This window comes from Streptomyces sp. NPDC050508 (assembly GCF_040655155.1).
Classification (GTDB): Bacteria; Actinomycetota; Actinomycetes; order Streptomycetales; family Streptomycetaceae; genus Streptomyces.
In genome coordinates this window covers 33176-45316 of sequence record NZ_JBFAJJ010000034.1, presented here as the reverse complement: position 1 = coordinate 45316, position 12141 = coordinate 33176, and the positions used below count along the sequence as shown (strand labels likewise).

At 70.5% G+C, this 12141-nt stretch carries 14 protein-coding genes; 5 read left to right on the top strand and 9 right to left on the bottom strand.

Annotation, left to right across the window (positions count from 1 at the left end; all coding sequences use genetic code 11):
• The first annotated feature begins 20 nt into the window (after positions 1 to 20).
• A complete protein-coding gene (locus AB0I69_RS47155) occupies positions 21 to 1154 on the top strand; it encodes an Mrp/NBP35 family ATP-binding protein (protein ID WP_363102017.1) in 1134 nt (377 codons plus the stop codon).
• 61 nt (positions 1155 to 1215) lie between these two features.
• On the opposite strand, the gene AB0I69_RS47150 is transcribed toward AB0I69_RS47155, so the two are convergent.
• From AB0I69_RS47150 to AB0I69_RS47140, 3 genes are all read right to left on the bottom strand, one after another.
• A complete protein-coding gene (locus AB0I69_RS47150; RefSeq protein ID WP_363102016.1) occupies positions 1216 to 1875 on the bottom strand; it encodes a hypothetical protein in 660 nt (219 codons plus the stop codon).
• Between the two features lie 212 nt (positions 1876 to 2087).
• Positions 2088 to 2528, bottom strand: coding sequence for a sec-independent translocase (locus tag AB0I69_RS47145; RefSeq protein ID WP_363102015.1), 441 nt, complete (start codon positions 2526 to 2528; stop codon positions 2088 to 2090).
• A gap of 201 nt (positions 2529 to 2729) precedes the next feature.
• Positions 2730 to 4262, bottom strand: coding sequence for a trypsin-like peptidase domain-containing protein (locus AB0I69_RS47140; RefSeq protein WP_363102042.1), 1533 nt, complete (start codon positions 4260 to 4262; stop codon positions 2730 to 2732).
• A gap of 84 nt (positions 4263 to 4346) precedes the next feature.
• On the opposite strand from AB0I69_RS47140, the gene AB0I69_RS47135 reads away from it, so the two are divergent.
• Positions 4347 to 4880, top strand: a complete 534-nt coding sequence (locus AB0I69_RS47135; RefSeq protein ID WP_363102014.1) for a hypothetical protein — start codon at positions 4347 to 4349, stop codon at positions 4878 to 4880.
• Positions 4881 to 5143: 263 nt separating this feature from the next.
• Here the strand turns inward: AB0I69_RS47135 and AB0I69_RS47130 are convergent, their stop codons facing one another.
• Complete coding sequence (locus AB0I69_RS47130) at positions 5144 to 6121, bottom strand: anti-sigma factor (protein WP_363102013.1); 978 nt, start codon at positions 6119 to 6121, stop codon at positions 5144 to 5146.
• A complete protein-coding gene (gene sigE, locus AB0I69_RS47125; RefSeq protein WP_174447548.1) occupies positions 6118 to 6891 on the bottom strand; it encodes an RNA polymerase sigma factor SigE in 774 nt (257 codons plus the stop codon). Before sigE ends, AB0I69_RS47130 begins: the two co-directional genes overlap by 4 nt.
• A gap of 199 nt (positions 6892 to 7090) precedes the next feature.
• Between sigE and AB0I69_RS47120 the strand changes: the two genes are divergently transcribed.
• Complete coding sequence (locus tag AB0I69_RS47120) at positions 7091 to 7789, top strand: O-methyltransferase (protein ID WP_363102041.1); 699 nt, start codon at positions 7091 to 7093, stop codon at positions 7787 to 7789.
• A 106-nt stretch (positions 7790 to 7895) separates the two neighbouring features.
• Here the strand turns inward: AB0I69_RS47120 and AB0I69_RS47115 are convergent, their stop codons facing one another.
• Complete coding sequence (locus AB0I69_RS47115) at positions 7896 to 8063, bottom strand: DUF3117 domain-containing protein (RefSeq protein ID WP_003966491.1); 168 nt, start codon at positions 8061 to 8063, stop codon at positions 7896 to 7898.
• Positions 8064 to 8438: 375 nt separating this feature from the next.
• On the opposite strand from AB0I69_RS47115, the gene AB0I69_RS47110 reads away from it, so the two are divergent.
• Positions 8439 to 9242, top strand: a complete 804-nt coding sequence (locus AB0I69_RS47110; protein ID WP_363102012.1) for an enoyl-CoA hydratase-related protein — start codon at positions 8439 to 8441, stop codon at positions 9240 to 9242.
• 55 nt (positions 9243 to 9297) lie between these two features.
• Here AB0I69_RS47110 and AB0I69_RS47105 read toward each other — a convergent pair whose 3' ends face one another.
• Positions 9298 to 9879, bottom strand: a complete 582-nt coding sequence (locus AB0I69_RS47105; RefSeq protein WP_363102011.1) for a DNA-3-methyladenine glycosylase I — start codon at positions 9877 to 9879, stop codon at positions 9298 to 9300.
• A complete protein-coding gene (locus tag AB0I69_RS47100; protein ID WP_363102010.1) occupies positions 9876 to 10226 on the bottom strand; it encodes a DivIVA domain-containing protein in 351 nt (116 codons plus the stop codon). The genes AB0I69_RS47105 and AB0I69_RS47100 overlap by 4 nt, the downstream gene beginning before the upstream one ends.
• A 135-nt stretch (positions 10227 to 10361) precedes the next feature.
• On the opposite strand from AB0I69_RS47100, the gene folP reads away from it, so the two are divergent.
• Positions 10362 to 11222, top strand: coding sequence for a dihydropteroate synthase (gene folP, locus AB0I69_RS47095; protein WP_363102009.1), 861 nt, complete (start codon positions 10362 to 10364; stop codon positions 11220 to 11222).
• A 120-nt stretch (positions 11223 to 11342) separates the two neighbouring features.
• Here folP and AB0I69_RS47090 read toward each other — a convergent pair whose 3' ends face one another.
• On the bottom strand, positions 11343 to 12101 hold the full coding sequence (locus AB0I69_RS47090; RefSeq protein WP_043674715.1) for a TIGR00730 family Rossman fold protein: 759 nt from the start codon (positions 12099 to 12101) through the stop codon (positions 11343 to 11345).
• Positions 12102 to 12141 lie beyond the last annotated feature (40 nt).

Here is a 12141-nt window from a genome sequence, read left to right as displayed (position 1 = left end):
GGCGCCGTACCATCGACCCCATGGCTACGGAAGACGCGGTGCGTGAAGCGCTGTCGACGGTGAACGACCCCGAGATCAACCGACCCATCACCGAGTTGGGGATGGTCAAGTCGGTGGAGATCGGTGCGGACGGAGCGGTCGCGGTCACCGTGTACCTGACGGTCTCCGGCTGCCCCATGCGCGAGACGATCACGCAGCGCGTGACGGAGGCGGTCCTGGGTGTCGAGGGCGTCACCGGTGTCGACGTGACCCTGGACGTGATGAGCGACGAGCAGCGCAAGGAACTCGCGACCGCCCTGCGCGGTGGCAAGACCGAGCGCGAGGTCCCCTTCGCGCAGCCCGGCTCCCTCACGCGCGTGTACGCGGTCGCCTCCGGCAAGGGCGGCGTCGGCAAGTCCTCGGTGACGGTGAACCTCGCCGCCGCGATGGCCGCCGACGGCCTGAAGGTCGGTGTCGTCGACGCCGACATCTACGGCCACTCCGTGCCGCGCATGCTGGGCGCCGACGGCCGTCCCACCCAGGTCGAGAACATGATCATGCCGCCGTCGGCACACGGCGTGAAGGTCATCTCCATCGGCATGTTCACGCCGGGCAACGCGCCGGTGGTGTGGCGCGGCCCGATGCTGCACCGCGCGCTCCAGCAGTTCCTGGCGGACGTGTACTGGGGCGACCTGGACGTGCTGCTGCTGGACCTGCCCCCGGGCACCGGCGACATCGCGATCTCGGTCGCCCAACTCGTCCCGAACGCCGAGATCCTGGTCGTGACGACCCCTCAGCAGGCGGCGGCCGAGGTGGCCGAGCGGGCGGGCTCCATCGCCGTACAGACCCACCAGAAGATCGTCGGCGTCGTCGAGAACATGGCGGGCCTGCCCTGCCCGCACTGCGGCGAGATGGTCGACGTCTTCGGCACGGGCGGCGGCCAGTCGGTGGCGGACGGCCTGACGCGCACGACGGGCGCGAACGTCCCCGTCCTCGGTTCCATCCCGATCGACGTCCGCCTCCGCGAGGGCGGCGACGAGGGCAAGCCGGTGGTCCTGAGCGACCCCGACTCCCCGGCGGGCGCGGCGCTGCGCGCGATCGCGGGGAAGCTGGGGGGACGGCAGCGGGGCCTTTCGGGACTGTCGCTGGGGATCACTCCCAAGAACAAGTTCTAGGGATCTTCTTACGACGATGGGGGCGCCGTCTCACCGGACGGCGCCCCCATCGTCGTAACCGCTACTGGGCGTACGTAGCGATGTCCTTGATCATGGCGAAGCCGAGCCCGTACGCGCTCATGCCCCTGCCGTACGCCCCCACGTGGACCCCCGCCTGAGTGGACCCGGCCAGCACCCAGCCGAACTCGGACTCGCGGTAGTGGAAGGGCGTCGGCACACCGTCCACCGGAAGGGACAGGGTCGACCAGTCGTCGCCGGCGAGGTCGTCGGCCAGCACCCACGCCGTCTCGGTCTGCTGCTCCAGCCAGTCGTCGCGCAAGGTGTGGTCCATCTGGCCGGGCCAGGTGAAGGACAGCAGCCCCACACCGGCGAGCCAGGCCGCCGAGGACACCGAGGTGGCCTCCAGGAGGCCCGTGCCGTCCGCGGTGCGCCGGGCGGGGTTGCCCGCGACGGTGACGACCACCGCGAACTTCTCCTTGTCCTCCGTGCCTTCGTTGCGTACGGAGGGCTCGTCGCCGTGCCCGATCGAACCGTGCTCGACGGCACCGTCCGCCGCCATGCCCACCTGCATCAGCCAGCGCGGTCCCGTGAAGGCCTCGTCGAGGCCGTACCACGGGAAGGGCGCCAGCAGGTAGCCGTCGACCGTGCGCCGGGCGGAGGGGAGTTGTTGTCCACCCTCCGCGGCCGGCGCCTGCGCGCCTACCCGACTCGTCGTCTCCATGCTCCGGACGCCTCCTCGTTCTCGTCGGACCGGGGCGGCCCGCCCCCCTTCGGGCGACTCGCCCGGTCCGCACAACAACTCGGCAGCATAGCCACCTCGTGCGAGGCAGCCCGGAAAGCGCCCGGCGCGTGAGGCGCGCAAGGGCCTTGTTCAGGCCGTACGGGGGCGTGGTGAAGGTATGAAACGCGTCACGTAAAAGCCGCGCGAGGGGGTCAGGTGGCGTCGGCGTCGAAGGGCGGGCGGTCGTCCTTCTCCGGGTCCTCGGGCTTCTTGGTCATATCGAGACGACCGCTGCCGGAGGAGGACGACGACGAGGAGGCAGAGGGGGTGTCCGCGTTCTGGACCGCCTCCGTGACCTCGGCCATCTCCTTCTTCAGGTCGAAGCCGTTGCGGATCTCCTTGAGCCCCAGCTCGTCGTTGTCCAGCTGCTTGCGCAGGAACGTCTTGGGGTTGAGGTCCTCGAAGTCGAAGTCCTTGAACTCCGGGCCGAGCTCCTCGCGGATGTCCGCCTTGGCGCTCTCCGAGAACTCTCGGATCTTCCGGATCGTCCGCATGACGTCCTGGATGACCTTCGGGAGCTTGTCCGGACCGAAAACGAGCACGGCGAGGACAATGATCGTCACCAGCTCTAGCGGTCCTATGTCATTGAACACCTGAAGCTCCTTGCGATGTCCTCGGCCCTCGGCCCTCGGTGGTCTGTGCGCGTCTTCCGTGGTCCGGGCCGGGTCCACGGTACCCGGCGATCCCACCCGACCGGTACTGTCCCGGGGGCTACGAGTGGGTGTACGCGACCGGTTTTCCGGGTTGTTTGCCTAGTGGGACGGGTCGCAGGGCTCTCACCTGTGACGTTTCTGTCAATCACCGGTCGAGGAGCCCAGGACGAGCGACACGGTCAGGCCCCTGCCACCGCGTCGGAGGGTCAGGCGCAGGTGGTCGCCTGGGCGGTGGGCCCGGGTCCTGACGATGAGCTCGTCGCCGGAGTGGACGCGCACGCCGTCCACCTCGGTGATGACGTCGCCCGCCTTGAGGCCGGCCTCGGCACCGGGCCCGCCGACGGTGACGGCCGGGGCACCGTCACTTGCCTTCGTCGCGACGCGGGCTCCGTCGCCGGTGTAGTCCATGTCGAGGGTGACGCCGATGACCGGGTGGGTGGCCTTCCCGGTGTTGATCAGTTCCTCGGCGACGCGCCTGGCCTGGTTGACGGGGATGGCGAAACCGAGCCCGATGGAACCGGCCTGACCGCCTCCCGTGTCGGTACCGTCGTCGGCGGAACGGATGGCCGAGTTGATCCCCACGACCCGCCCCTGCGAGTCGAGCAGCGGCCCGCCGGAGTTGCCGGGGTTGATGGGCGCGTCGGTCTGCAGAGCATCGACGTACGACACGTCGCTCCCGTCCGCCGCCTCACCGCCGGCCGTGATGGGCCGGTCCTTGGCGCTGATGATGCCGGAGGTCACGGTGTTGTCGAGGTCGAAGGGCGCGCCGATCGCGACGACGGGGTCGCCGACCCGCACGTTGTCGGAGTTCCCGAGCGGCATCGGCTTCAGCCCACGCACCCCGCTCACCTGCACGACGGCGAGGTCGTACCCGGTGTCGTGCCCGACGACCTTGGCCCTCGCGGTCTGTCCCCCGCTGAAGCTCACGGATATCTCGCCGTCGGCGCCCGCGGGCTGCACCACATGGTTGTTGGTGAGGATGTGCCCCCGCGTGTCCAGCACGATCCCGGTACCGGTCCCCGACTCCTCGTCACCGGTCACATGCAGGGTCACGACACTGGGCAGAGCCCGAGCCGCGATCCCGGCGACACTCCCCGGCACCCGCCCACCGTCCTCCGTCCCGGCCTGCGGCAACACGATGTCCCCACCACCACTGTCCCGCTCGACGTACGCCCCTACGACACCTCCGACGCCCCCGGAGAGAAGAGCGAGCGCGAGCGCGGAGACGATGAGGAGTTTCCGGCTGCGGTTGCGACGCTGCTGGTGGGTGGGGGTGGGGGCGCCGTTCTGTTGGAGGGGGGCGGGGGACGCCCACGGGTCGTAGCGGTGCCAGGGGTCGGTGGTGGGGTCCGGCACGGGTGCGGGGGCGCCAGCGGTCGGGGGGTCGGAGAAGGAGGGTGTCGCAGGGACACCAGCGGTCGCGGCGTCGGAGAAAGGTGGCGCAGGGATGCCGGGGGCCGCGGGCGCGGTGTGCGGAGCCGGCGGGACGGAAGTACCGGGAGCCGCTGTGGGGGCCTGTGGGGCGGCGCCGGGCACGGAGGCGACCGCAGGGTGCTGAACGGGCGGCGCGGGCGCCCAGGGCCCCGGCTCGCCGTACGGCGGGGTGCTGTAGGGATCGGGGTCGTGGAGAGGCTTGGGCCGGTCGCTGGGCGGAAGGACCGCGCCGACGGTCACCGAAGGTCCGGACGCGACAAGATCCGACACGAAGCCACCGTCAACTTCGTCACCCGCACCGCCGGTCCGAGACTCCGACGCGGGGTGCCCCGACTCGAACCCACCATCGGCGTCTACGACCACGCCGCCGACCGGGGACTCCGGAACACCGGTATCCACGGCCACGCCACCGGCCGAGGTCCTCGACGCAGGACGGCCCAACTCGAAATCACCGTCAACACCCGCAGCCGCACCGCCAGTTGCCGACTCGACCACGGGAGGACCGGGCTCAGCACCACCACCGGCGTCCACGGTCCCACCGCCCACCGAAGACTCCCGGACGCCAGAGCCCGCCTCGAAACCACCACCGGCGTCTACGACCACGCCACCGGCCGAGGACTCCGACACGGAACGATCCGGCCCAGCGCCACCGCCCACCGGGGACGCGGACACAGGACGGCCCGGCCCGACGCCACCATCGGCACCCTCAGCCGCACCACCCACCGAGGCCCCCGACACAGGACGAGCCAACTCGAAGTCGCCCTCGGCAGAAGGCGATTCGGCGCTCAGTTCCTCGGTCGGTGCGCGCAGCTCGAAGGACTCGTCGTCCGATTCCCGAAGCGCACCCGGCGGTCGTAGCGCGAAGTCCCCGTCGGTGGCATCTGCAGGCCCATCGAGATCCGCGCCGGCATCAGCCGCACGCCCGGGCTCAGCGGGCTCGACCCCGGTCGCGTCCGGCGTCGCCAGGTCCCCGGGATCTCCCGGGCGGGCCCGACCCCACCACTTCGGTTTCGTGGGCCTTGGTTTCGGCGTCGCCTCGTTCATGCTCTCTCCACAGCCCGCCGTGCCACCCCGTACTCCCCGGATTCAACCAGGTTCGCGGGTCGTGGCGCAGGGGCCGGTCAGCGGAGTGGGCGGGAGGAGGCGGAGGGGGTGGGAGTGGGGGAAGAGGTGGTGTCGGGGAGGGGCGCGGCGAGCAGGCCGGGGGACATGATCTCGGGGGCCGTGGACCACGTCGTGAGGGCGACCGGTGTGGTCGCGTTCAGCGGGCGTATCAGCGGGGACATGGCAGCCGCTCCGGCCATCACCGGCGTGGTCAGCGTGTGCATGACCTCGTCGCGCTGGACGGCCGCCGGAGACGGCACCCCGGGCAGCAGCGGTGCGGAGACGGAGGTCGGCGCCATCGCTGTGTCGCCGAGCATCGATCGCTGACTCGTCCCCTGGGCGAGCAGGGGTCCGACCCCACGGCGACGCCCCGCGTCGGGGGTCGCGGCGCCCGTCCCCTGGGTCCGAGCCGGCGTCACACCCGCGCCACCGCGCGCTTCCGCGGCCGTGTCGCCCGGCGTGACCGTGGCCACCCCGCCCAACGCGATCGCGGCCAGCGACACCGCGCCGGCGGCGACGAACGCGAACCGCATCCCGCGCGAGGCGGAGCGGTCGGCGTCGTGCCGGCTGACGTCATGGATACGGAAACCCTCGCGGGCGGAGGGAGACGAAGGGGCCAGGGCTGTCGCGGCGTGCGGGCCCGCCGGGACGTAGCCGAACTCGAACACGTCGAGCGGCCCGTTTCTCTTCACGCCGAAGAGGCCGACCCCGGCGAAGAGTCCCCCGCCGGGCGGCTCCTCGCTGTCGGTGTCGCCGTCTCCCCCGGGGAGTCCCTGCAGGCGGGCCAGGAAGCTCTCGGAGGGGGGCGGTGGGGCCATTTCCGCGAACACGTTCTTCAGTCGGCGCTGCGCGTCGGCCTCGGCCTTGCACTTCGTACAGGTGGCAAGGTGCGCCAGTACGCGCTCGCGCGACTCATGACCGAGCTCCCCGTCCACCAGGGCGGAAAGTCGGTCTCCCAGATGCTGCTCCGAAGGCGTAGGACGAGATCCACTCACGCGGTCGCGCCCCCTCCCCCCAGCGCGGGCACACGCGCCACGAAGGAACGGCGCTCGGCCCGTGCTTCCGGCGAGCGGTGCGCGAGGGCCTTGCGGAGCTGGGAGCGGCCACGGTGGATCCGGGAACGGACCGTGCCGAGCTTGACGCCCAGGGTCGCGGCGATCTCCTCGTAGGAGAGGCCCTCGATGTCGCACAGGACGACCGCCGCCCGGAACTCCGGGGCGAGGGTGTCCAGGGCCTGCTGGACGTCGGCGTCGAAGTGCGCGTCGTTGAAGACCTGCTGGGGAGACGGCTCGCGGCTGGGCAGGCGCTCGGCCGCGTCCTCCCCCAGCGCGTCGAAACGGATGCGCTGCTTGCGGCGGACCATGTCCAGGAAGAGGTTGGTGGTGATGCGGTGCAGCCAGCCCTCGAAGGTGCCGGGCGTGTACGTCGACAGGGAACGGAAGACCCGGACGAAGACCTCTTGCGTCAGGTCCTCGGCGTCGTGCTGGTTCCCCGTCAGGCGGTACGCGAGCCGGTACACACGGCCGCTGTGGGTGCTGACGATCTCCTCCCAGGTGGGCGGAGTCCACGCCTGCCCGTCCGCGTCGGTGGAGAAGGTCGCGGTCTGGGCATGGTCAGCGGCGTGGCTGTGGTCAGCAGCGGTGTCGTTCACGGATTTCGGCCTGCCCGCCGATCCGAGAAAGCGCCGGAGCACTCCTCCCCGATCCACAGGTACAGCCGCACCTCCCCTGTCGGCTCTGGTGGTGTCCAGTGGAGCCCCTACCATAGCCACCTCGCCCGTTAGCTCCGGATAAGCGGTTTTACGAGAATTTGATACACGCTCATACCGACCTGCCGGTGGTGTGAGCCGATGCTCGTGCCCCTGCTCGGGCCGCTGCCCGACGTACTGATCCATCCTCATCCCCCGCTCTTCCCTCCGGCCGCGTCCCCCAGTGCTTTCCTCCCCCCTCTAAACGCCCGGTCCCATCAGCAGGTTCCCGGCACCAACGGATACAGTCACGCCCAGGCAACCACGGGGACAGGAGAGGGTCATTACCGGCAACCGGCAGACGAGCTGGGCGTTCGCCGACGCCTATGTCGCCGAGGACGAAGCACTGCGCTGGGCCCGGGACCGGGCCCGCGAGGCAGGGCTGCGCTCGGTGTCGCCCGGCACGGGCGCCGCGCTGCGGATGCTCGCCGCCACCGTGGACGCGAAGGCGGTCGCGGAGATCGGAACCGGGACCGGCGTGTCCGGCATGCATCTTCTGTACGGCATGCGGCCGGACGGGGTACTGACCACGGTCGACCCGGAGCCGGACCACCAGCAGTTCGCCCGCCAGGCCTTCCGCGCCTGCGGCTTCGCCAGCAACCGGGCCCGCTTCATCCCGGGCCGCGCCCTGGACGTGCTGCCCCGGCTCGCGGACGCCGGTTACGACCTCGTGTTCTGCGACGGTGACCGGCTGGAGTTCCTGGACTATCTCGCTGAATCGTTGCGCCTGCTGCGTACGGGTGGCCTGGTGGTCTTCGAGGGCGTCTTCGCCAACGGCCGCACCGTCGACTCGGGCCCCCAGCCCACCGAAGTCCTCCGGCTGCGCGAACTGCTGCGCGCCGTGCGCGAGAGCCCTGAGCTGGTGCCCTCGCTGCTCCCGGTGGGCGACGGGCTACTGTGCGCCGTCAAACGGTGAACAGGCCTCAACCACTCGACAGGCCATAGGACTTCGGGAAAGCAGCTGCCCCGGCACCGTCTCGGGTGCCGGGGCAGCTGAAGGGGTATGGTCGCGTTCCGCCGCGTCAGCCGACGACCTTCTTGAGGGCGTCGCCCAGCGCGTCGGCCTCGTCAGGGGTCAGCTCGACGACGAGCCGACCGCCGCCTTCGAGCGGAACGCGCATGACGATGCCCCGCCCCTCCTTGGTCACCTCGAGCGGGCCATCGCCCGTCCGCGGCTTCATGGCCGCCATGCTCGTTCCCCTTCCTGAAACCAGCTCATCGTCGCCGACGGCCCCATGGAGGGCACGCGCGGCCCCTAATGAGACACGCGTCACCGGCATCGAACACATTGCTTCCAAGCCATTATCCCGCATCTCAGGACCCGATGACCAACATCAGTCGGCATCGCTTGGGCAACGCGCGCGAGCAAAACCACCCAATTCGCCGATGTGACTGCGATACTTCGCCGCCGCGCGGACTCCGGCCGACCGAATCCGGAGCGGAATTCTTTGACGCAGGTCACACGTCCGGTCCGGTGCGTGGACGGCGATCTCCGCCATGCTGTCCTACGGACGTAGGACGTACCGACCGGTACGCCGGAGCCGCCACACCGGAGGGGATACGCCATGGCCGACACCGTGCTCTACGAGGTGAGCGACGGACTCGCGACGATCACGCTGAACCGCCCGGAGGCGATGAACGCGCTGAACATCGCGACCAAGGTCGCCCTCCGGGAGGCGGTCGAGTCCGCAGCGGCCGACGACGCCGTACGGGCCGTGCTGCTGACCGCGGCCGGGGAGCGGGCGTTCTGTGTGGGCCAGGACCTCAAGGAGCACATCACGCTGCTGGCGTCCGACCGGGAGGCCGGGACCGGGGCCACCATGACCACGGTGAAGGAGCACTACAACCCGATCGTGCGGGCGCTGGCCGGGATGGCGAAGCCTGTTGTCGCCGGGGTCAACGGGGTCGCCGCGGGCGCCGGTTTTGGTCTCGCCCTGGCGGCGGACTACCGGGTCGTGGCGGAGACGGCCGGCTTCAACACGTCCTTCGCGGGGGTCGCGCTGACGGCTGACTCCGGCATCTCCTGGACGCTGCCGCGGGTCGTCGGACCGGGGCGGGCATCCGACCTGTTGCTGTTTCCGCGCACGATCTCCGCGCAGGACGCGTACGACCTGGGGATCGCCAACCGTCTCGTGCCCGTCGGTGAGCTGCATGCCGAGGCGGAGAAGGTTGCTCGGCAGTTGGCGGACGGGCCGACGGTGGCGTATGCGGCGCTGAAGGAGGCGGTGGCGTATGGCCTGACGCACACGCTTGAGGAGACCCTGGAGAAAGAAGACGAACTTCAGTCTCGGGCGGGCGCGTCGGAGGACCATGCGATCGCTGTGCAGGCCTTCGTCAACAAGGAGAAGCCGAAGTACTTGGGTCGGTAGCGCCGTGGGGGGGCTGCGGGTCCGCTGTGGCTGGTCGCGCAGTTCCCCGCGCCCCTTAAGGGGCGCTCCTGGCCACGCATGTTTTCAAGTGGTCGTTCACCAAGCCGCACGCCTGCATCAGGGCGTACGCCGTCGTCGGGCCCACGAATTTCAGGCCCCGCTTCTTGAGGGCCTTGGACAGGGTTGTCGACTCCGCCGTGACCGCCGGGACGTCTCCGAGGGTTTTCGGGGCCGGGCCCGGGGTCGGGGCGTGGGACCAGATGAACTCGTCCAGCTCGCCCGGGGCCCAGTCCGCCAGCACGCGCGCGTTGGCGATCGTCGCGTCGATCTTGAGGCGGTTGCGGATGATGCCCGCGTCGGCGAGGAGGCGTTCGCGGTCGGTGTCCGTGAAGGTCGCCACCTCGGCGATCTTGAAGCCGGCGAAGGCGGCGCGGAAGCCCTCGCGGCGGCGCAGGATCGTGATCCAGGAGAGGCCGGACTGGAAGGCCTCCAGGCTGAGCCTCTCGTAGAGGGCGTCGTCGCCGTGGACCGGACGGCCCCACTCTTCGTCGTGGTAGGCGACGTAGTCCTCCGTGGACAGCGCCCAGGGGCAGCGCAGGGCGCCGTCCGGACCGGCGACGGCCCCGCCCTCGCTCACTGCTGGTCGCCTTCCACCGGCTTCTGCATGGAGACATGGGCGCTGGCCTGCGCGCCGGCGAGCGCGGACTCCAGGTCGGCGATCCGCGCGTCGCGCTCGGCGAGTTCGGCGGCGAGGCGGCTCAGCACGTCGTCCACCTCGTCCATGCGGTAGCCCCGCGCGGCGAGCGGGAAGCGGAGAGTCTCCACGTCGGTGTGGTTGACCGGCCGGTCCAGGGGCAGCGGGTCGTCGAGGCGCTCGGGCGCGGCGTCGGGAAGCGGGGCGCTGTCGCCACCGCCGATCACCGAGAGCGTCACGGCGCCGACGACGACGGCGAGCGCGACGACCAGGAACAGGAACATGAACATCGCTGGGGTCTCCACGGGCGTCGATGTCGGACGTGCCGAAGCCGAATGTGTCAGGGTCCGATCGTGCCATGCGACGCTGACAGTTAGGGTCACAGGCGGCTGAAGACCGGTACGCACTAGGAGAGGTCACAGGGGATGCTCAGGCTGGGCAGGCGTGAATTCGACGCGCACGAGCCGGTGATCATGGCGATCGTGAACCGGACCCCGGACTCCTTCTACGACCAGGGGGCCACGTTCCGCGACGAGCCCGCCCTCGCGCGCGTGGAGCAGGCGGTGGCCGAGGGCGCCGCGATCATCGACATCGGCGGGGTCAAGGCCGGGCCCGGCGAGGAAGTGACCGCCGAGGAAGAAGCCCGGCGCACTGTCGGCTTCGTGGCCGAGGTACGGCGACGCTTCCCTGACGTGATCATCAGCGTCGACACCTGGCGGCACGAGGTCGGCGAGGCCGTCTGCGAGGTCGGCGCGGATCTCCTGAACGACGCGTGGGGCGGCGTCGATCCCCGGCTCGCGGAGGTCGCCGCGCGGTACGGCGTGGGGCTGGTGTGCACGCACGCGGGTGGCGCACAGCCGCGTACACGGCCGCACCGGGTGACGTACGACGACGTCATGGCCGACATCCTGCGCGTGACCCTGGGGCTCGCCGAACGGGCCGTAGAACTGGGCGTGCCCCGGGAGTCGGTGTTGATCGATCCCGGGCACGACTTCGGGAAGAGCACCCGGCACAGTCTGGAGGCGACGCGGCGGCTCGGGGAGATGGTGGAGACGGGGTGGCCGGTGCTGGTCTCCCTCTCCAACAAGGACTTCGTGGGCGAGACGCTCGACAAGCCGGTCAAGGAGCGGGTTGTCGGCACGCTCGCGACCACTGCCGTGTCGGCTTGGCTGGGGGCTCAGGTGTATCGGGTGCACGAGGTCGCGGAGACGCGGCAGGTGTTGGACATGGTGGCGTCGATCGCTGGGCATCGGCCTCCGGCGGTGGGGCGGCGGGGGCTGGCGTAGGTTTTTTCGCCCCCGCCGCCCCTACCCGTCCCGTCCCTGGGGGCTGCCGCCCCCAGACCCCCGCTTCGGCCCTGAAGGGGCCTCGTCCTCAAACGCCGGACGGGCTGAAAGCAGGCTGCGTCAGCGGCCTGCCTCCTTCGACACCAACGCGACCGCCTCGTCCACGTCATCCGTCACGTGGAACAGCAGCAGGTCCTTCTCCGATGCCTTGCCCTGGGCGATCAGTGTGTTCTTCAGCCAGTCGACCAGGCCGCCCCAGTACTCGCTTCCGAAGAGGACGATCGGGAAGCGGGTGACCTTCTGGGTCTGTACGAGAGTGAGGGCCTCGAAGAGTTCGTCGAGGGTGCCGAGGCCGCCGGGGAGGACCACGAAGCCCTGGGCGTACTTGACGAACATCATCTTGCGGACGAAGAAGTAGCGGAAGTTCAGGCCGATGTCGACGTAGGCGTTGAGCCCCTGCTCGAAGGGCAGCTCGATGCCGAGGCCTACGGAGATGCCCTTGGCCTCCAGGGCGCCCTTGTTGGCCGCTTCCATGGCGCCGGGGCCGCCGCCGGTGATCACGGCCCACCCGGCCTCCACGAGGGCGTGTCCGAGGCGTACGCCCGCCTCGTACTCCGGTGAGTCCGGCTTGGTGCGGGCCGAGCCGAACACGCTGATCGCGGGCGGCAGTTCGGCCAGGGTGCCGAAGCCCTCGATGAACTCCGACTGGATGCGCAGGACACGCCACGGGTCGGTGTGGACCCAGTCCGAGGGGCCGCCCGCGTCCAGGAGGCGCTGGTCGGTCGTGCTCGCGGTCACCTGGCCGCGCCGCCGGAGGACCGGTCCCAGGCGCTGCTCCTCCGGTGGCTGCTGCTTGCCCTCGGGGTTGCCTGTAGCCATGTGCGCTCCCTCCACTTGCAGGTGTTTCGTACTTCAGCGT